Annotated in this window: 19 protein-coding genes and 2 pseudogenes; 18 read left to right on the forward strand and 3 right to left on the reverse strand. The window is 71.9% G+C overall.

The features are described from left to right. Positions 1–137: 137 nt before the first annotated feature. Positions 138–437 carry a ferredoxin gene (locus OG823_RS27845; RefSeq protein ID WP_371482796.1) on the reverse strand — a complete coding sequence of 100 codons (300 nt, stop codon included), beginning with the start codon at positions 435–437 and terminating at the stop codon, positions 138–140. Between the two features lie 291 nt (positions 438–728). Between OG823_RS27845 and arc the strand changes: the two genes are divergently transcribed. The 16 genes and pseudogenes from arc (at position 729) to tatC (ending at position 15,705) form a co-directional block, all read left to right on the forward strand. Further along, positions 729–2,495, forward strand: coding sequence for a proteasome ATPase (arc, locus tag OG823_RS27850; protein ID WP_371482798.1), 1,767 nt, complete (start codon positions 729–731; stop codon positions 2,493–2,495). Between the two features lie 209 nt (positions 2,496–2,704). Next, positions 2,705–4,234: a depupylase/deamidase Dop gene (gene dop / locus OG823_RS27855; protein ID WP_371482800.1), complete on the forward strand. Its 1,530-nt coding sequence runs from the start codon at positions 2,705–2,707 to the stop codon at positions 4,232–4,234. 312 nt (positions 4,235–4,546) lie between these two features. Further along, the gene (locus tag OG823_RS27860) at positions 4,547–4,765 is read left to right on the forward strand and encodes a ubiquitin-like protein Pup (protein ID WP_371482802.1); all 219 of its coding nucleotides are present in this window, start codon (positions 4,547–4,549) and stop codon (positions 4,763–4,765) included. A gap of 179 nt (positions 4,766–4,944) precedes the next feature. Then, positions 4,945–5,022: pseudogene (locus OG823_RS27865) on the forward strand (recombination endonuclease VII); the annotation flags it as partial. Beyond that, entirely contained in the window at positions 5,019–5,816 is a 798-nt protein-coding gene (prcB, locus tag OG823_RS27870; protein ID WP_371484674.1) for a proteasome subunit beta, read from the forward strand. The pseudogene OG823_RS27865 and the gene prcB, both read left to right, overlap by 4 nt. 85 nt (positions 5,817–5,901) lie before the next feature. Beyond that, positions 5,902–6,657, forward strand: a complete 756-nt coding sequence (prcA, locus tag OG823_RS27875) for a proteasome subunit alpha (protein ID WP_371482803.1) — start codon at positions 5,902–5,904, stop codon at positions 6,655–6,657. 164 nt (positions 6,658–6,821) lie between these two features. After that, entirely contained in the window at positions 6,822–8,183 is a 1,362-nt protein-coding gene (gene pafA, locus OG823_RS27880) for a Pup--protein ligase (RefSeq protein WP_371482804.1), read from the forward strand. 133 nt (positions 8,184–8,316) lie between these two features. Then, positions 8,317–9,300, forward strand: a complete 984-nt coding sequence (locus OG823_RS27885) for an FKBP-type peptidyl-prolyl cis-trans isomerase (RefSeq protein ID WP_371482805.1) — start codon at positions 8,317–8,319, stop codon at positions 9,298–9,300. A gap of 201 nt (positions 9,301–9,501) precedes the next feature. Beyond that, on the forward strand, positions 9,502–10,812 hold the full coding sequence (locus tag OG823_RS27890) for an FKBP-type peptidyl-prolyl cis-trans isomerase (protein ID WP_371482806.1): 1,311 nt from the start codon (positions 9,502–9,504) through the stop codon (positions 10,810–10,812). A gap of 160 nt (positions 10,813–10,972) precedes the next feature. Continuing rightward, positions 10,973–11,338, forward strand: a complete 366-nt coding sequence (locus tag OG823_RS27895) for an FKBP-type peptidyl-prolyl cis-trans isomerase (RefSeq protein WP_371482808.1) — start codon at positions 10,973–10,975, stop codon at positions 11,336–11,338. A gap of 250 nt (positions 11,339–11,588) precedes the next feature. Next, positions 11,589–12,539 (forward strand): annotated as a pseudogene (locus tag OG823_RS27900) (helix-turn-helix transcriptional regulator); the annotation flags it as partial. A 113-nt stretch (positions 12,540–12,652) separates the two neighbouring features. After that, positions 12,653–13,609, forward strand: a complete 957-nt coding sequence (locus OG823_RS27905) for a helix-turn-helix transcriptional regulator (protein WP_371482809.1) — start codon at positions 12,653–12,655, stop codon at positions 13,607–13,609. 6 nt (positions 13,610–13,615) lie between these two features. Beyond that, positions 13,616–13,846 (forward strand): hypothetical protein, encoded by a 231-nt coding sequence (locus OG823_RS27910; RefSeq protein ID WP_371482810.1) that lies wholly within the window; start codon positions 13,616–13,618, stop codon positions 13,844–13,846. A gap of 210 nt (positions 13,847–14,056) precedes the next feature. Beyond that, positions 14,057–14,233 carry a hypothetical protein gene (locus OG823_RS27915; RefSeq protein ID WP_371482811.1) on the forward strand — a complete coding sequence of 59 codons (177 nt, stop codon included), beginning with the start codon at positions 14,057–14,059 and terminating at the stop codon, positions 14,231–14,233. Between the two features lie 184 nt (positions 14,234–14,417). Then, complete coding sequence (gene tatA, locus OG823_RS27920) at positions 14,418–14,696, forward strand: Sec-independent protein translocase subunit TatA (protein ID WP_371482813.1); 279 nt, start codon at positions 14,418–14,420, stop codon at positions 14,694–14,696. A gap of 115 nt (positions 14,697–14,811) precedes the next feature. Beyond that, entirely contained in the window at positions 14,812–15,705 is an 894-nt protein-coding gene (tatC, locus tag OG823_RS27925; protein ID WP_371484675.1) for a twin-arginine translocase subunit TatC, read from the forward strand. A gap of 240 nt (positions 15,706–15,945) precedes the next feature. On the opposite strand, the gene OG823_RS27930 is transcribed toward tatC, so the two are convergent. Both OG823_RS27930 and OG823_RS27935 read right to left on the reverse strand, forming a co-directional pair. Further along, on the reverse strand, positions 15,946–16,626 hold the full coding sequence (locus OG823_RS27930) for an ABC transporter ATP-binding protein (protein ID WP_371482814.1): 681 nt from the start codon (positions 16,624–16,626) through the stop codon (positions 15,946–15,948). Further along, positions 16,623–17,702 carry an ABC transporter permease gene (locus OG823_RS27935; RefSeq protein ID WP_371484676.1) on the reverse strand — a complete coding sequence of 360 codons (1,080 nt, stop codon included), beginning with the start codon at positions 17,700–17,702 and terminating at the stop codon, positions 16,623–16,625. Before OG823_RS27935 ends, OG823_RS27930 begins: the two co-directional genes overlap by 4 nt. Positions 17,703–17,883: 181 nt before the next feature. Between OG823_RS27935 and OG823_RS27940 the strand changes: the two genes are divergently transcribed. Then, the gene (locus OG823_RS27940; RefSeq protein WP_371482816.1) at positions 17,884–19,083 is read left to right on the forward strand and encodes a sensor histidine kinase; all 1,200 of its coding nucleotides are present in this window, start codon (positions 17,884–17,886) and stop codon (positions 19,081–19,083) included. Next, complete coding sequence (locus OG823_RS27945) at positions 19,080–19,721, forward strand: response regulator (RefSeq protein ID WP_371482818.1); 642 nt, start codon at positions 19,080–19,082, stop codon at positions 19,719–19,721. The genes OG823_RS27940 and OG823_RS27945 overlap by 4 nt, the downstream gene beginning before the upstream one ends. The last annotated feature ends 1 nt before the right edge of the window (position 19,722 follow it).

Raw genomic sequence — 19,722 nt, forward strand, 5'->3', positions numbered from 1 at the left:
GCGCCGGCCGGTGAGCCGCAGGCCCGCCCACGAGCCCCGGTCGCCCCGTCAGCGCCTCGTGCCGTCAGCGCCGGCCCGTGAGCCGAAGCCCGCCCGCGGCCCGGAGGCGAGCGGTCCAGAGACGGCCTGCGCCCGAATCAGTCGGCGTCCGGCCCGTAGACCTCGACCCGATCCGCCACCCGGCGTACGTGGATGCAGTCCCCGGGGCACTCCTTCGCCGAGTCCACCACGTCCTGAAGCAGAGTCAGCGGCACCGGCGCGGTCTCGCCCGGCTGCTGGCGCAGCTCGTCGTCGGAGCCCTTCACGTACGCGAGGCCGTCGATGTCCAGTTCGAAGACCTCCGGGGCGTACTGCACGCAGATGCCGTCACCGGTGCACAGATCCTGGTCGATCCACACCTCAAGGGGCTCGCCCGCCGCCGTCGTGCCACCGGTCACCGACATGTCTCCTGCCGTTTCGTCCCGGGTCGCCCCGGATTCAGGGGCAATCCCGCCATTCGTACAACGATCGGACAGCAATTCGCGGTCCCGATCGGATATCGACTTGCTCGACGATACATCCGGTCCGCTTTGACAGGTGTGCGCCGGGGTATCCCTTCACGCAGAGGGGAAGCACGCGAGGGCGAAGATCGGACACGCCCGTTCCATCTTTCTTGATCTAGGGGTTTACATACCCCTGGTCCCAGGTAGGGTCTGGAAGCGTCCAGCTCCCCGGAGGAGGTGAGGACCGTGGCAGCCCACGATGACGACTACAACCGCAGCCCCGGCAGGCCCGCTCGTGGTTCCGACGAGGCCGCACAGGTCTCGTACCTCGAGCAGGAAATCGCTGTCCTGCGCCGCAAGCTCGCCGACTCGCCGCGCAATTCGAGAATCCTCGAAGAGCGGATCGTCGAGCTCCAGACCAACCTGGCAGGCGCGACCGCTCAGAACGAGCGGCTCGCCTCCACCCTGCGAGAGGCCCGCGACCAGATCGTGGCCCTCAAGGAGGAAGTGGACAGGCTGGCCCAGCCCCCCGCCGGATTCGGCACCTTCCTCGTCCAGAACGAGGACGGTACCGCAGACATCTTCACCGGCGGCCGAAAGCTGCGGGTCAACGTCAGCCCGAGCGTAGAGCTCGACGAGCTGCGCCGCGGCCAGGAGGTGATGCTCAACGAGGCCCTCAACATCGTGGACGCGATGGCCTTCGAGAGCATCGGCGACATCGTCACCCTCAAGGAAGTCCTTGAGGACGGCGAGCGCGCCCTGGTCACCGGGCACACCGACGAGGAGCGGGTGGTCCGGCTCGCCGAACCGCTGCGCGGCCTCACCCTGCGTTCCGGTGACGCCCTGCTGCTGGAGCCGCGCTCCGGCTACGTCTACGAGGTGGTTCCGAAGTCGGAGGTCGAGGACCTGGTCCTCGAAGAGGTCCCCGACATCGACTACCGGCAGATCGGCGGTCTGGCCAACCAGATCGAGCAGATCCGGGACGCGGTCGAGCTGCCCTACCTGCACGCCGACCTGTTCAAGGAGTACGAGCTCCGGCCGCCGAAGGGCGTCCTGCTCTACGGCCCTCCCGGCTGTGGCAAGACGCTGATCGCCAAGGCCGTCGCGAACTCGCTCGCCAAGAAGGTCGCCGAGGTCACCGGTCGCCCGCAGGGCAAGAGCTACTTCCTCAACATCAAGGGCCCCGAGCTGCTCAACAAGTACGTCGGCGAGACCGAGCGGCAGATCCGCCTGGTCTTCCAGCGTGCTCGCGAGAAGGCCAGCGAGGGCACGCCCGTCATCGTCTTCTTCGACGAGATGGAGTCGCTCTTCCGCACCCGCGGCTCGGGTGTCAGCTCGGACGTGGAGAACACCATCGTTCCGCAGCTGCTGGCCGAGATCGACGGTGTCGAGGGCCTGGAGAACGTCATCGTCATCGGTGCCTCGAACCGTGAGGACATGATCGACCCGGCGATCCTGCGGCCCGGCCGGCTGGACGTCAAGATCAAGATCGAGCGTCCGGACGCCGAGGCGGCCAAGGACATCTTCTCGAAGTATCTCAGGGACTCGCTGCCCTTCCACCCGGACGACCTCAAGGAGCACGACGGCTCGGTGGACTCCACCGTGGCGGCGATGATCCAGGCGGTCGTCGAGCGGATGTACACCGAGACCGAGGAGAACCGCTTCCTGGAGGTCACCTACGCCAACGGTGACAAGGAGGTCCTGTACTTCAAGGACTTCAACTCCGGCGCCATGATCCAGAACATCGTGGACCGGGCGAAGAAGATGGCCATCAAGGACTTCCTCGATCACGGTCAGCGCGGTCTGCGCGTCGCCCACCTGCTCGCCGCCTGTGTGGACGAGTTCAAGGAGAACGAGGACCTGCCCAACACCACCAACCCGGACGACTGGGCCCGCATCTCCGGCAAGAAGGGCGAGCGGATCGTCTTCATCCGTACGCTCGTCACCGGCAAGCAGGGCGCCGAGTCCGGCCGCTCGATCGACACCGTGGCCAACACGGGGCAGTACCTGTAACCAGGTATCTCCCGTCGGCCCGTACTCCCCGTCCGGCTGTGGCGCCTCGCGGCCCCGCAGCCGGACGGCGCGTCTCGGGGCGGCACCGTCGGTGCCGCGTTCTAGGCTCTACCCACCGTCGGCGGCCGCCCGGCAGGCCGCGGTGTTGTTCAGCGGTACGTCAGTGCGTTCCGCCCGTGGGGGGCGGCGCACCGGGCAAGGAGGGCCGCATGACCGTACGGCGCGTGATGGGGATCGAGACCGAGTACGGGATCTCCGTACCCGGGCACCCGAACGCCAACGCCATGCTCACCTCGTCCCAGATCGTCAACGCGTACGCCGCGGCGATGCACCGGGCTCGGCGGGCCCGCTGGGACTTCGAGGAGGAGAATCCGCTGCGCGACGCCCGGGGCTTCGACCTCGCGCGTGACGTCGCGGACGCCAGCCAGCTGACCGACGAGGACATCGGTCTCGCCAACATCATCCTCACCAACGGCGCCCGCTTCTACGTGGACCACGCGCACCCCGAGTACAGCTCGCCCGAGGTCACCAACCCGCGCGACGCCGTGCTCTGGGACAAGGCCGGCGAGCGTGTCATGGAGACGGCGGCGGCCCGGGCCCTGGACCTGCCCAACGGCCAGACCATCCGCCTGTACAAGAACAACACCGACAACAAGGGCGCCTCCTACGGCACTCACGAGAACTACCTGATGAAGCGGTCGACGCCGTTCGCCGACATCGTCCGCCACCTCACCCCGTTCTTCGTCTCGCGCCAGGTCGTCACCGGCGCCGGCCGGGTCGGGATCGGGCAGGACGGCAACGCGAACGGGTTCCAGCTCAGCCAGCGCGCCGACTACTTCGAGGTCGAGGTCGGCCTGGAGACCACCCTCAAGCGCCCGATCATCAACACCCGCGACGAACCGCACGCCGACGCCGAGAAGTACCGCCGGCTGCACGTGATCATCGGGGACGCCAACCTCTCCGAGATCTCCACCTACCTCAAGCTGGGCACCACCTCCCTGGTGCTGGCGATGATCGAGGACGCCTTCATCGCCTCCGACCTCGCCGTCGACCAGCCGGTGCGGACGCTGCACCGGGTCTCCCACGACCCGGGCCTCAAGCACCTGATCACCCTGCGCAGCGGGCGCCGGCTGACCGCCGTCCAGCTCCAGCTGGAGTACTGCGAGCTGGCCCGCAAGTACGTGGAGGACCGCTACGGCAACGACGCGGACGAGCAGACCGTGGACGTCCTGGCCCGTTGGGAGGACGTGCTGGGCCGCCTGGAGCGCGATCCGATGAGCCTGTCCCGGCAGCTGGACTGGGTCGCCAAGAAGGAGATCCTGGAGGGCTACCGCAGCCGGGACGGCCTCGACTGGGACAACTCCCGGCTGGAGCTGATCGACCTCCAGTACAGCGACGTCCGGGCCGAGAAGGGCCTCTACAACCGCCTGGTGGCCCGAGGCCGCTTCGAGCGGCTGGTGTCCGAGGAGGACGTCCTGCGAGCCGTGGGCAAGCCCCCGGAGGACACCAGGGCGTACTTCCGCGGCCGCTGCCTGGAGCAGTACGCGGACCACGTCGCCGCGGCCTCCTGGGACTCGGTGATCTTCGACCTCCCGGGCCGGGACTCGCTCCAGCGGGTGCCGACACTGGAGCCGCTGCGCGGGACACGCGACCACGTGAAGGACCTGCTGGACCGCTGTCGCACCGCCGAGGACCTGGTCCGGGTGCTCTCCGGCGACCGCGGACAGGGCGGCACCTGAGCGGCCGGCGCGCGCTGCCCGCGGACGCCCGCTGGGCCGGGTGCCGCGGGCGGCTCCGACGCGGCCGCGGGGCCCGGCCCCCGGTCCGGCGCCGCCGTCCGTTCGACGGGTAACTTTTCGATCACCACGGGTGAACGCGTCCCGAATGGGAATCATCCGGGGGAGCCCCCGGCGTTGGACAGGAAGCGCCACACGCAAACCGGGAGCGATTGTCGCACCCGGTGTATAGGGTCGACGCAGCGGCGCAGACACGCAGCACGTGCAGACCTGACAGCACCAAGCCGTGCCAGACGAATGAGCGGGGTGAGGGAAATGGCGAGCAAGGACACCGGCGGCGGCCAGCAGCGGGCGAACCGTGCCTCCGAGGAGGTCGAGGAGCAGGCTGCCGAGACGCAGAATTCCGAGGAGCTCCAGGAGCGCCAGGAAAAGCTGACCGACGACGTGGACGCGGTTCTGGACGAAATCGACGAGGTTCTGGAGTCGAATGCCGAGGATTTCGTGCGGCAATTCGTCCAGAAGGGCGGCCAGTAGCCGTCCCGGACGGGCCCGGGGCCAGCCGGTGGACGGTCCCGGGCATTCGCGGAATTGACGGCCCAGACCGCTTCGGGCGGACGGGAGGCTCGGGCCTCCCGTCCGCCCCGGTCCGCCCCAGACGTCCGCGGCGACCACAGGTGGATAGTGATCGTCCGGCGGGTAGGGTGCGGGCAACGCGCGCTTCAAGCTACTCGGAAGGAATCGTGTGGAAGCCAACACTCGTGGCACCGGGCGTCTACCGGCTGCCTTCCTGACCCCCGGGTCGTCCTCGTTCATCGACTTCCTGGCCGAGCACTCGCCGGACATGATCCCGGGCCGCCGCGGCCTCCCCGAGGGGCTGACCATCGACGCGCCGCACGGGACGACGATCGTCTCCGCGGTCTTCGACGGCGGCGTGGTCATCGCCGGCGACCGCCGGGCCACCATGGGCAACGTGATCGCCCAGCGCGACATCGAGAAGGTCTTCCCGGCCGACGAGTACAGCGCGGTCGGCATCGCCGGCACCGCCGGGCTCGCCGTCGAGATGGTCCGGCTCTTCCAGTTGGAGCTGGAGCACTACGAGAAGATCGAGGGCACCGTCCTCTCCTTCGAGGGCAAGGCCAACCGCCTCACCACGATGATCCGGGGCAACCTGGGCATGGCGATGCAGGGTCTCGCGGTGGTCCCGCTGTTCGCGGGCTACGACCTCGACCTCGGCCGGGGCCGGATCTTCACCTACGACGTCACCGGCGGCCGCTCCGAGGAGCGCGGCTTCGCCGCCACCGGCTCCGGCTCGGTCTTCGCCCGGGGCTCGATGAAGAAGCTCTACCGCGCGGGCCTGTCCGCGCAGCAGGCCTCCACCGTGGTGGTGCAGGCCCTCTACGACGCCGCCGACGACGACTCGGCGACCGGCGGTCCCGACCTCGCCCGCAAGATCTTCCCGATCGTCTCGCTGATCACCGACGCCGGCTTCCGCAGGCTGTCCGAGACCGAGGTCTCCGACATCGCGCACTCGATCACCGAGACCCGCCTGGAGCGCCCCAACGGCCCCCAGGCCCCGCTCCTCTAGGCACTCCGCCCGATCCACCTCCCGACCCTCCCTCCCGGGCCCGCCAGCGGGCCGGAGGGGCCCTGACAGAAGGGGACGACCGCCGGTGTCCACACCGTTCTACGTCTCGCCTCAGCAGGCCATGGCGGACCGCGCGGAGTACGCCCGCAAGGGCATCGCGCGCGGCCGTAGCGTGGTCGTGCTCACCTATGCCGACGGCATCGTCTTCGTCGCCGAGAACACCTCGCGCGCCCTGCACAAGGTCTCCGAGATCTACGACCAGATCGCCTACGCGGCGGTCGGCCGCTACAACGAGTTCGAGAACCTGCGCATCGGCGGCGTCCGCTACGCCGACCTGCGCGGATACTCCTACGACCGGGCCGACGTGACGGCCCGGGGCCTGGCCAACGTCTACGCCCAGACGCTCGGCACCATCTTCTCCTCGGTCGGCGAGAAGCCCTACGAGGTCGAGCTGATCGTCGCCGAGGTCGGCAAGTCGCCCGACGACGACCAGATCTACCGCCTGACCCCCGACGGCTCGGTGGTGGACGAGCAGAACACCGTCGTGGTGGGCGGCAACGCCGACTCCATCGGCAGCTACCTCGGCCAGCGCCACCGGACGGGCCTGAGCCTCACCGAGGCCCTCAAGCTGGCCGTCGACTCCCTCGCCAGGGATCCCAACGGCGGTACCCCGCGCACCCTGACGCCCGAACAGCTGGAGGTGGCGGTGCTGGACCGCCAGCGCTTCCAGCAACGCAAGTTCAAGCGCATCCTCGGCAGCCAGCTGGGCCGGCTGCTCGACGGGGACCAGTCCGCGGAGGCGGACGAGGACGAGGACAAGCCGGCGGCGACGTCGGAGTAGCCCTTGTGGGTGAATCCCGTACGGCCGGCCCGACGGGCCGTACGGGATTCACGTGCCCCTACGGGGTGCAGTGCGCACGTGCGAGGCCGGACCGGGCCGGGCGTGGACGCACTGTCGCCGTGGAGGCGGTTTCGGACAGCTCCAATCAGAGAATGGATGCCTCTATGGACCGCCGAATTTTCGGGCTGGAGAACGAGTACGGCGTCACGTGCACGTTCCGGGGACAACGACGGCTGTCCCCGGACGAGGTGGCCAGGTACCTCTTCCGCCGTGTCGTTTCCTGGGGCCGCAGCAGCAACGTCTTCCTGCGCAACGGGGCACGCCTCTACCTCGACGTGGGCTCGCACCCCGAGTACGCGACACCCGAGTGCGACGAGGTGACCGAGCTGGTCACGCACGACAAGGCGGGCGAGCGCATCCTCGAGGGGCTCCTGGTCGACGCCGAGCGGCGGCTGCACGAGGAGGGCATCGCCGGCGACGTCTACCTGTTCAAGAACAACACCGACTCGGCCGGGAACTCCTACGGCTGCCACGAGAACTACCTGGTGGCCCGGCACGGCGAGTTCTCCCGGCTCTCCGACGTGCTGATCCCCTTCCTGGTGACCCGCCAGCTGATCTGCGGCGCCGGGAAGGTGCTGCAGACCCCGCGCGGCGCGGTCTACTGCGTCAGCCAGCGGGCCGAGCACATCTGGGAGGGCGTCAGCTCGGCGACCACCCGCTCCCGCCCGATCATCAACACCCGCGACGAGCCGCACGCCGACGCCGAGCGCTACCGGCGACTGCACGTCATCGTGGGCGACTCCAACATGTCGGAGACCACCACCCTGCTCAAGGTCGGCGCCACCGACCTCGTGCTGCGCCTGATCGAGGCCGGCGTGGTGCTGCGCGACCTGACGCTGGAGAACCCGATCCGGGCGATCCGCGAGGTCAGCCACGACCTGACCGGCACCCACCAGGTCCGGCTCGCCAACGGCCGGGAGGCCAGCGCGCTGGAGATCCAGGAGGAGTACTACAGCAAGGCGCTGGAGTTCGCCGACCGCAAGGGGATCAACACCGGCACCATCGCCCGGGTGCTGGAGCTGTGGGGCCGCACCCTGGAGGCCGTGCGCACCGAGGACCTCGCCAAGGTCGGCAACGAGATCGACTGGATCATGAAGTACCGGCTGATCGAGCGGTACCGCGAGAAGCACCAGATGAGCATGTCCAACCCGCGGGTGGCCCAGATCGACCTGGCCTACCACGACATCCACCGCCGGCGCGGCCTGTTCTACCTGCTGCAGGCCAAGGGACAGGCCGAACGGGTGACGACGGACCTCAAGACCTTCGAGGCGAAGTCCGTCCCGCCGCAGACCACCCGGGCCCGGCTGCGCGGCGACTTCATCCGCCGGGCGCAGGAGCAGCGGCGGGACTTCACGGTCGACTGGGTGCACCTGAAGCTGAACGACCAGGCGCAGCGCACGGTGCTCTGCAAGGACCCGTTCCGTTCGGTGGACGAGCGGGTGGAGAAGCTCATCGCGGGGATGTGACGCCCCGTGCGCAAGAGCTCAGTGTGACGTGGAACCGTGCCCCGGTGTCGCCTACCGGGGCACGGTGCGGTCTCGGCCTACGCTGTCGGAGGAATCCGCGTACAGCTGCCCTTGACCGACAGTTAGGAACACCGTGCGCCGCACCGCCGGTTTGCTCGTAGTCCTCCCTCTGCTGCTGGTGGTCGCCTGCAGCAGCAGCTCGAAGGCGCCCGCCGAGGCGTCCCCCACGGCGTCGAGTGCGGCGCCCACGGTGCCCTCCCCGGTGAGCGAGGCCGCGCCGATGCCGACCGTCGAGGGCGCCTTCGGCAGCAAGGCCACCATCACCGTTCCGGCGGGCCAGCCCAGCGGCCAGTTCGTGATCAAGACGGTCACCGAGGGTGACGGTGCGACGGTCGGCAAGGGCGACTGGGTGACGGTCAACTACTCCGCGAAGGACTGGACGACCGGCAAGGACCTGCCGAGCTCGTACGACGCCGGCGGCCGTCCGCAGCTGTTCCAGGCCGGCAGCGGCCAGCTGGTGCCCGCCTTCGACCAGAGCGTGGTGGGCAAGAAGGTCGGCACCCGGGTCCTGGTGGTGGCTCCGCCCGCCGCCGCGTTCGGCAGCCAGGGCAACACCACGCTGGGCATCGCCGGGGGCGACACCGTGGTCTTCGTGCTGGACATCGCCGAGACCCTGCCGCAGGACTCCACCCTCTCGGGCACGATGACCCAGGCGCCCGCGACCTCGCCGCAGGTGAAGGACAACGGCAAGGCCGCTCCGACGATCACGATTCCGGCCGGCCAGCCGGCACCCACGGACCTGCAGCAGTTCGTGCTGATCAAGGGCGACGGCACCCAGGTGAAGTCCGGCCAGACCCTGGTGGTCCAGTACACCGGGGTGCTCTGGAGCAACGGCCAGCAGTTCGACTCCTCCTGGAGCCACGGCGGCGCGCAGGCCCTCCAGGTCGGCACCGGGAGCCTGATCCAGGGCTGGGACAAGGGCCTGGTGGGCCAGACGGTCGGCAGTCGCGTGCTGCTCGTGGTGCCCCCCGCACTCGGCTACAAGGACCAGGCGCAGGGCGCGGTGCCGGCGAACTCGACATTGGTCTTCGTGATCGACATTCTTGAGGCCGTCTGACGCGCACGCCCGCGCACTCGTACGCTTGGGCGGGCGCTCGCACACCAGAAGCGCCCGTCCTCATCCTGACCTGTCATACTGCTGCCCTTCCGCACTGTGGTGGAGCAGCGCTGTCCGGGTGCGGCGGTTGTACGGCAGGATCTCGGCGATCAGCAAGCCGGCCGGTAGGCCTCGAAGACCTGGTGAGATGGATGGGGAGTCATGTCTGAGAAAGCGACGAGCCCGGGCGGGCCCGGCACCGCGGACGGCGGCTCCGCCGGCGACCCGGCCGACTCCCGGCCCGGTGGCCCGCTGCCCGGCGACGGCGAGTCGATCGTCGTACCGCCGTCGATCCTGCGGCAGTCGGCGGGCTGGGGAAGCCCAGGTGACGGTCCCCGGCCCAAGACGGCCGGCCCCGCCGACGAGGCTCCGCAGATCTTCGCCTCCAACGTCCGCCGCCAGGACACCTCGGAGGCCGGGTACGACCAGAACCCGCCCGGTGTCGGCAGGCTCGGCCTGATCCTGGGCACGGTGCTGGCCGTCCTGCTGGTGGGTAGTGGCGTCACGCTCTACCTGGCCAACCGGGGCGACGACAGCAAGCCGACCGCCGCGCCGGCCGACGCCGCGACGGCGGCCACCCCGACGCCCAGCGCGGAGCCGGTGCCGCCGATCAAGGACACCGCCAAGGTGCTCCCGACCGTGACGGGCGACTTCGGCAAGAAGGCCACGATCACGGTGCCCGGCGAGGCCGCCGACGGCACCTTCGTGGTCAAGACGATCTCGGAGGGCAGCGGCCCGGCCGTCGAGAAGGACTCCTGGACGTCGGTGGACTACACCGCCAAGGACTGGACGACCGGCAAGGACATCCCGAGCTCGTACGACGACAAGGGCAAGCCGCAGATCTTCCAGGCCGGCACCAACGCCCTGATCCCGGCGCTGGACCAGGCCGTCGTCGGCAAGAAGGCCGGCAGCCGGATCCTCGTGGTGGCCCCACCGGCCGCCGCCTTCGGCTCCCAGGGCAACACCACCATGGAGATCGGCGCCAAGGACAACCTGGTCTTCGTCATCGACATCCAGCGCGTCAACGCGCCGGACGCCGTGGTCAGCGGCGCCGTGACCCCGCCGCCCGCGGACTTCCCGCAGGTGAAGGACAACGGCAAGAAGGCCGCCGAGATCACCCCGGCCAAGGGCGCCACGGAGCCGACCGAGCTGAAGAGCCACGTCCTCATCCAGGGCACCGGCCCGAAGGTCGAGACCGGCGAGAAGGTCCTCGTCCAGTACACCGGCGCGCTCTGGAAGGACGGCAAGAAGTTCGACTCCTCGCTCGACAAGGGCCAGGCGTTCTCCTTCTCCGTCGGCGGCGGCCAGGTCATCGAGGGCTGGGACAAGGGCCTGCAGGGCGTGGCCGTCGGCAGCCGCGTCGAACTGGTGATCCCGGCCTCGCTGGGTTACAAGGACCAGGCGCAGGGCGACATTCCGGCGAACTCCACCCTGGTCTTCGTGGTCGACGTGCTGGACGCGGGCGTCGGCTGACCCGCATTCGGGTGACAATGGAACGTGTATGACCTTCGGGCGGGGCCGCGTGGCCCGCGCCCGGGCGGGCGGCGGACGCCCGTACCGTGGTCCCGGAAGGGACCGGTGCGGGTGTCTGCCGCTCCGTCATGTACGTAACGAACCGTGAGAAGAGGCAGTTGTGAGCAAGCCGGAGATTGACTTCCCCGTTGGCGACCCGCCGGCCGACCTGCAGATCCGTGACATCACGGTCGGCGACGGCGCCGAGGCCAAGCCGGGCCAGGTCGTCGAGGTGCACTACGTCGGTGTCTCGTTCAGCACCGGCGAGGAGTTCGACGCCAGCTGGAACCGTGGCTCGTCCTTCAAGTTCCCGCTCGGCGGCGGCCGCGTCATCAAGGGCTGGGACCAGGGCGTCGTGGGCATGAAGGTCGGTGGCCGGCGCGAGCTGACCATCCCGGCCCACCTCGCCTACGGCAACCAGTCGCCGAGCCCGCTGATCAAGGCCGGCGAGACGCTGATCTTCGTCGTCGACCTGCTCGGCGTCTGATCACCGCGCTCGGTCGCACCGGGGGCTGACGCCCCGGGCCGCGCGAACAGGGCCGTACGCCGTACCCGGCGTGCGGCCCTGTCGCGTGCTCCCTTCCCACCCGACGGGTGCCCGGCGAGCGGTGTCCCCGCCCGTGAGCAGGGCTCGGCTTTCGCCGACGGTGGCGCTACCGGTACGGTCGGGGCGCCGGGTAGAGCACCTCCCGGCGGGCGCACCCCGCGCGCGGCGCGGCACACCGGAAGGGTCAGCGATGGCGATCGCCAAGGCAGAGCGGCTGATGAATCTCGCCCTGTGCCTGATGAACACCAGACGGCCGCTCTCCAAGAAGGAGCTGCGGGAGTCCGTCGAGGCCTACCGTGAGGCGTGGCAGAACGGCAGCGAGGACGCCTTCAACCGGATGTTCGAGCGCGACAAGGACGACCTGCGCGAACTCGGCCTGGTCATCGACGTCGACGAGAACTCGCTGGACGGCGAGCTCGGCTACCTCGCCCGCCCGGACCGCAACCGGCTCCCCGAGATCGCCCTCGACGCCGAGGAGGCCGCGGCGCTCAGCCTGGCGGCCCGGGTCTGGCAGCAGGCCAAGATGTCCGGCGCGGCCAGCGGAGCCCTGCAGAAGCTGCGCGCCGCCGGCGTCCCGTTCACCGATACGCAGACGCACAGCGCCTTGGAGCCCCGGATCCCGGTCCGCGAGGCCGCCTTCGAGCCGCTGCTGACCGCGGCCCGTGACCGCCGTCCCGTCACCTTCGAGTACCGCAAGGCCGGCGCCGCGGCCACCGAGCAGCGGGCCGTCGAGCCCTGGGCGCTGGAGTGCTGGCGCGGCCACTGGTACCTGGCCGGCTGGGACCGCGACCGCCAGGACGCCCGGGTCTTCCGTCTCGGCCGGATCACCGGCAAGGTGCGCTCCCGCTCCGGCGCGTTCACCGGCGCGGTGCCCGAGCACGTGGACGTCCGCGCCTACGTCGCCACCTTCGCGGGTGAGGGCGCCACCGCCACCGCCACCGTACGGCTGCGCCGGGGCGCCGGATTCCCGCTCCGTACCAAGGCGCTGAACAGCCGTCGGGTCGACGAGCACTGGGACGAGCTGGAGATCCCGTACGGCAACGGGCTGGGCGCCGACCTCGCCGAGTTCGGGCCCGACCTGGTGGTGCTCGGCCCCGACGACCTGCGGGCGGACGTCGTCGACCGGCTGCGCGCGGTCGCGGGCCTGCCCGCCGCCGCGCCGGGCACCGGCGCCGGGAGCGCCGGGGCCGTCGAATCCGGAGCCGTTGTCGAGGCCGTGGCCGTCGAGGCCGGAGTCGTTGAGGGAGCACAGGCATGAGCAACGCCATCGACCAGACCCGCCGGATGCTGTCGCTGGTCACCTACCTGCGCGAGCGTCCCGGCGCCGAGGTGGCCGAGGTGGCCCGCGCCTTCGGCATCACCGAGCGCGAGCTGATCGGCGATCTCAACGTGCTGCCGATGTGCGGCACCAGCTTCCGCGGCGGCGACCTGCTCGACATCGACACCGACGGCGAGCGGATCTGGTGGCACAACGTCGACGACGTGGCCCAGCCGCTGCGCCTGGCCGCGGACGAGGCGACGGCGCTGCTGGTCGCCGCCCGCGCGGTGGCCGGCCTGCCCGGTCTGCGTGAGCGCGACCGCGAGGCCCTCACCCGGGCCGTGGCCAAGATCGAGAACGCGGCGGGGGACAGCGCCGAGGGCAGCGCCCGGGTCGGCGTGACCTTCGAGGCGGAGAGCCACGTGTTCGCCGACATCGACCGGGCCCTCAGCGAGGGCCGCCGGCTCTGGCTGCGCTACTACTCGCACGGGCGCGGCGGCATGACCGAGCGCGAGGTCGACCCGATCCGGCTGGTCACCGAGGGCCACACCTATCTGGAGGCCTGGTGCAGGGTCTCCGAGGACCGGCGGATGTTCCGGCTGGACCGGGTCGCCGAGATCAAGGTGCTCGACACCCCCTCCGACCCGCCCAGGCTGGAGCCGCGCGACCTCTCCGGCGGACTGGTCAATCCGTCCGCCGACGATCCGGAGGTGGTCGTCGAGGTCGGCCCGGCCGGGCGCTGGGTCGCCGAGTACTACACCCACGACCACGCCGAGGAGCTGCCCGACGGCGGCCTGCGGATCACCCTGCGCAGCGCCGACCCCTCCGGGCTGCGCCCGCTGGCCCTGCGGCTGGGCCGCGACGGCCGGATCGTCTCGCCGCCGGAGCTGGCGGACCAGGCCCGGGAGGCGGCCTCCCAGGCACTGGCCGGCTACCGGGACGGGACGGTCTGAGCACCAGTGGAGACCGGCACCAGATTCAAGGTCTACTGCTCGGACTGCCGGGAGAAGGTGGAACTGGCCGCCGACGACTTCCGGCTCACCCTCGGCCGGACCCAGGCGCAGTCGTACTACAGCTTCGGCTGCCCCTCCTGCGGGGCGGCGGTCCGCAAACCGGCCGGGGAGAAGATCGTCGAGGCGCTCACCCGGGCCGGGGTGCGGACCATGCGGCTCGTCCCGGTCGAGGGGTGACCGGCGGTTCTCAGGGCGACGGTTCTCAGGGCGGCGCTGCTCGGGCCGGCGGTTCGTAGGGCCGGCGGTTCCCCGGTGGGCCGTGGTGCGGCCGGGCGGGGACCGGTGCGGGAGTGGTCGGTGCGGGAGCGGTCGGGCGCCGCGGGCGGGCGCTGCGGCCGGGGGTGGCGGCGCGCGGGCCCCGGCGGGCCAGGGCCTAGGCTTGCGGGCATGTCGTGGACTCTCGTCGCCGCCGTTCTGCTCGCCACCGCCGGCCTGCTGGTGCTCGGCCTGCTCGCCGTCCGGCTGTGGCTGGCCGTCCGGGTACTGGCGCGGGAGGTGGACACCGCCTCCCGCGCGCTGGCCGAGGTGGCCGGCGAGCTCGCCGAGGCGGGCCGGGCGGGCTGACCGGCGCCGCTCGCGGCCCCCGGGTCACGAGCCCGCAGGGCGATTCTTCACCCGATGGTGGCCCGGGGGTCTGCTCAGCCCGCGGGCGGGGGGTTACGCTCTCACCGTGGCGGTACCGGCGACGGCGCGGTCACAACGGCAACGACGGTCGTCGTCGCCGTCGCACCGAGGAGGGTGGTCGGCTGTGCGGGTCTCGGGAACCGCGATCCTGGTGGTCGTGATCTTCGCCATCGTGCTCTTCGGCGCCAAGCGCCTGCCCGACCTGGCCCGCTCGCTGGGCCAGTCGCTACGGATCCTCAAGAGCGAGACCAAGGCACTGCGCTCCGAGGACGAAGCCGCCGGGCCGCCCGCGCAGGCGGATCCCGCACCACGGACCATCAAGTCCGCACCGGGGGCCGCCGGGCCCTCGCGGCCGGTGGCCGAGCAGCAGCAGCCACCGCAGGAGACCACGCAGCCGCGATGAGCCGGCGCGCGACCAGCGGAGCCCGCCACCCGGCGGGCTTCGACGCACGAGTTGAGGACCGGGGTTGAGCAAGTCTTCCAAGGCGCTGAAGGCGCCCAAGGACTCCGAGGGGCGGATGGCCCTCGCCGACCACCTCCGCGAGCTGCGGAACCGGCTGGTCAAGTCGGTCCTGGCGATCGTGCTGTTCACGATCGTCGCGGCGATCTACCACAAGCAGATCGAGACCTTCCTGCTGAGGCCGCTGCCGCAGTGCAACACCCGGGCGGAGATCGAGGCCTTCAGCGGTAAGTGCGCCCAGATCTCCAACATCGGCCTGACCACTCCCTTCACCTGGACCCTCAAGGTCGCCCTGACGGTCGGCGTGGTCGCCGCCGTCCCGGTCTGGCTCTACCAGCTCTGGGCCTTCGTCGCTCCCGGTCTGCACCGCAGCGAGCGCAAGTACACGCTCGGCTTCATGGCGGCGGGCGCCCCGCTCTTCCTGGCCGGCGTCGGTTGCGCCTACCTGCTGCTGCCGACCACGGTGAAGGTGCTGATCTCGTTCAGCCCGAACGGCACCACGCCGATCCTGCCGCCCGAGGACTACTTCGACATCGCGACCCGGATGGTGCTGGTCTTCGGCTGCGCCTTCGAGTTCCCGCTGCTGCTGGTGATGCTCAACTTCGCCGGGGTGGTCACCGGCAAGCGGCTGCTCGGCTGGTGGCGCGGCATGGTGATGGGCATCACGCTGTTCGCGGCCTTCGCCACCCCCAGCGCCGACCCGCTGAGCATGCTGGCGCTGGCCGCGCCGATCTGGGCGCTGTACTTCTCCGCCGTCGCCATCGCGCTGCTGAACGACAGGCGCCGGGCCCGCCGCAACCCCGACGCCGGGCTCGACGACGAGGAGGCCTCGCACCTGGACCTCTCGGTCGAGGAGGTCGCCGGTGCGGCGCCGGTCGAGGCCTCGGTGGCCCCGGTCGCCTCCGCGGCGGTACCGGCCGCCCGCCAGGAGCAGCTGGACGACATCACCTGATCCCCGGGCCGTGCCCTGGGCCGTGCCGGTGCCCCGGCCGCCGTACCCCGGCGGGCCGGGGCACCGGCGTCCGCGGGCCCGGGTGAGCGCCCCCGCGGGTGCACACCGGCCCTGACCCGCCGCCCGGACGGGGGCGGCCCGCGAGGAGCGTCCCGGCGTCGGCAGCCGGGGGAGTTCCGGGCCCGGAGCCCGCGAAGCCCCGACCCGCCCGGGGTCGGGGCTTCGCCGGTCGCGGCGAGGTCAGGTCCGCGCCGGTACCCGGAGCCGGCCGTCGTGGACCTCGGCGACCTGGTCGACGGCGGTGAGGTGGGTGCGGTCGTGGGTGACCAGCACGGTCGCCGTCGCCCGGCGATGGGTGAGCTCCGTGACGAGGCCGACGACGGCGGCGCCGCGTTCGTGGTCGAGGGCGCTGGTCGGCTCGTCCACCAGCAGGACGGTCGGGTCGTTCATCAGCGCGCGGGCGATGTTGACGCGCTGGCGCTGGCCGCCGGAGAGCTGGTGCGGGCGGCGGCCGGCCAGATCGCCGAGGCCGACGGCGTCCAGCAGCTCCAGCGCGCGGGGGCGGGCGGAGCGCGGCGACCGGCCGTCGAGGTGCGCCATCACCTGGAGCTGTTCGGCGGCGGTGAGGGAGGGCAGCAGGTTCGGCTGCTGGAAGACGATCCCGATCCGGTCGCGGCGCAGCGCCGCCAGTGCGCCGCGGTTCAGGCCCCGGGTGTCGACGCCGTCGACGACCACCCGCCCGCGGTCCGGCGTGATCAGGGTGGCGGCGACCGCCAGCAGGCTGGACTTGCCGGAGCCGGACGGGCCGACCACGGCGGTGACGGTGCCGGCCGGCACCTCCAGGCCGACGTCGTCCAGCGCGGTGAGCCGGCCGTCGCCGTCCGGGTAGGTGAGGGTGACGTGGTCGAGGATCAGACTCATCGGGCGCTCCCCAGAGCGGTCAGCGGGTCGACGGAGGTGATGCGGCGGACGGAGAGCCCCGCGCCGAGCGCGCCGAGCGCGATCATCACGGCGGCCGGCACCAGGACGGTCGGCGCGTCCAGGACGAACGGCACGGCGGAGCCGATGGCGGCCCCCACCCCGGCGGCGATCGCGGTGCCCAGGGCGGCGCCGAGCACGAGGAGCAGGACGGCCTGGCCGAGCGCGTCCCGCAGCAGGTACGCCGTCGAGGCGCCGAGCGCCTTCAGCACGGCGACGTCGCCGCTGCGCTGGATCGTCCAGACCGTGAAGAAGGCCCCGACGACCAGCGCCGAGATGGCGAACAGGAAGCCCCGCATGAGCTGCAGCGAGCCGTTCTCCGAGGTGTAGGAGCCGATCGCGGCCAGCGAGTCGTCCAGGGTCAGCGTCCTGGTGGTGAACCGCCGGTCGGCGGCGGCCAGGTCGGGGTGGGAGCCGAGCCGCAGGGCGATCACGGTGGCGTGTTCGCCGGGCTGGGCGGACGCGGCGATGTGCTGCCAGTCCTCCAGGGCGGTCCAGATCACCGGGGTGTGGCTGAACGAGGCGTCGCCCGCCACGGCGGCCACCGTCAGCTCCCGGCCGGCCAGGGTGATCGTGGCGCCGGGTCCGACCCCGAGGTTCCCGGCGGCGGTGCCGGAGAGCACGGCCCGGCCCGCGGCGAGCGCGTCGCCCCGCGGTGCCAGGTCGGAGCCCGCCGGGACGCCGAGGGCGGAGACCGCCGAGCCGCGCTGCCCGGCGGCGGCCCGGGCGGTGGTGACGCCGAGCGGCTGGGCGGAGGCGACGCCGGGGGTGTGCGCCCAGCCGTCCCACTGCGCGGGGGTGACCCGGGAGTCGGTGAAGGAGAGCTTCTGCCCCTCGGCCGGCGCCGAGAAGACCAGGCGGTCGGCGGGCAGGCCGGTGACGGCCGAGACGTTCTGGCGGCCCAGCCCGGCGGTCAGCCCGGACAACAGGCCGACCAGCACGGTGATCAGTACGATGACGGTCCCCATCAGGGCGAACCGCCCCTTGGCGAACCCCAGGTCCCTCCGGGCGACGAACACGACGGTCACGGTCCTCTCTCGGCAACGGTGCGGCGACGGTGCGCCGACGGTCACCAATCTCGCCGCCGGGCCCGCGTCCGGGCATCGCACCGGGGATTGGATCCTGCGCATCGAAGGACACAACCGCAGGTCAACCTTTCGATTGATGCTCGTGCGCCGTCGGCCCGCCTAGCCTGGAGGGATGGCGACCGACCGTTCACCCACCCCCGTCGCCCGCGTGCTGCGGCTCTGCCTGCACCTGCTCGTGGCCGGCCTGCTGGCCCTGGCCGTGGCCCGCTCCTTCGCCGGCCACGCGCCGCACCCGGCGGCCGTCACCGTCGCGGCGGCCGTGACGGCCGCGGTCTACGCGGCGGGCCCGCTGCTGGGCCCGGTGCGCCGCTCGCGCACCGGGGCGGCGCTGTGGCTGGCCGCCCTCGCGGCGGCCTGGCTGGTGCTGCTGGCGCTGACCGAGGACGGGGTCTGGCTCGCCTTCCCGCTCTACTTCCTCCAGCTGCACCTGCTCGGGCGCCGCAGCGGGCTGATCGCGGTGGGTCTCACCACGGCGGCCGCCGTCACCGGCTTCGCCTGGCACCGCCACGAGGTCAGCGCGGCGGCGGCGATCGGGCCCACCCTCGGCGCGGCCGTCGCCACCGCGACCGTGCTGGGCTACCAGGCGCTGTACCGGGAGAGCGAGGAGCGCCGCCGTCTGATCGACGAGCTGAGCGCGGCCCGGGCCGACCTGGTCGCAGCCCACCACACCGCCGGGGTGCTGGCCGAACGCGAACGCCTGGCCCGCGAGATCCACGACACCCTCGCCCAGAGCCTGTCCAGCATCCAGCTCCTGCTGCGCGCGGCCGGCCGGGCCCTGCCCGAGCGGACCGAGGCCGCCGCAGGGTACGTGGAGCAGGCCCGGCAGGCCGCCCAGGACAACCTCGCCGAGGCCCGCCGCTTCGTGCGGGCGCTCACCCCGCCGGGCCTCGACGGCTCCTCGCTGCCGGCCGCGCTGGAGCGACTGTGCGCGGTCACGGCCGAGCACAGCGGGGTACCGGTGCGGTTCCATCTCTCGGGCGTTCCCGCGCCGCTGCCGGTGCCGCACGAGACCGCGCTGCTGCGGATCGCGCAGTCCGCGCTGGCGAACACCGTGCGGCACGCGGGGGCCTCCCACGCCGAGGTGACGCTCAGCTACATGGACTCCGAGGTCGCCCTCGACGTCCTCGACGACGGCAGCGGTTTCGACCCGGCCGACCTCCCCGCGCCCGGCACCGGCGACGCGGGGTTCGGCCTGCCCGCGATGCGGGCCCGGGCCCGCGCCCTGGGCGGTACCTTCACCCTGGAGACCGCCCCCGGCCGGGGCACCGCGCTGGCGGTCCTGCTCCCCGAACCCGCCGAGGACACCCCGTGAGCGACCCGATCCGACTGCTGCTCGCCGACGACCACCCCGTGGTGCGGGCCGGACTGCGGGCCGTCCTGGAGACCGAGAGCGATCTCAGCATCGTCGCGGAGGCCGCCACCGCCGAGCAGGCGGTGGCCCTGGCCGCCGAACTCGACCTCGACGTGGTGCTGATGGACCTCCAGTTCGGCCCCGGCATGAACGGCGCCCAGGCCACCGCCGCCATCACCGCCCGCCCCGGCGCGCCCCGGGTGCTGATCGTCACGACCTACGACACCGACGCCGACACCGTGCCGGCGCTGGCCGCCGGCGCCACCGGCTATCTGCTGAAGGACGCCCCGCCGGAGGAGCTCGCGGCGGCGGTCCGCGCGGCCGCCGCCGGGCGCTCCGCACTCGCGGCCACCGTCGCGGACCGCCTGGTGGAGCGGATGCGCACCCCTGCCACCGCGCTCAGCACCCGCGAGACGGAGGTGCTGGAGCTGGTCGCGGCCGGGCTGACCAACCAGCAGATCAGCGGGCGGCTCCACCTCAGCCAGGCGACCGTGAAGTCCCACCTGGTGCACATCTACACCAAGCTCGACGTCGACTCCCGGACGGCGGCGGTGCGCACCGCCACCACCCGGGGGCTGATCAGGCGCGGCGGCCGCTGAC

Origin of the sequence: Kitasatospora sp. NBC_00315 (assembly GCF_041435095.1) — a bacterium.
Lineage (GTDB): Bacteria > Actinomycetota > Actinomycetes > Streptomycetales > Streptomycetaceae > Kitasatospora.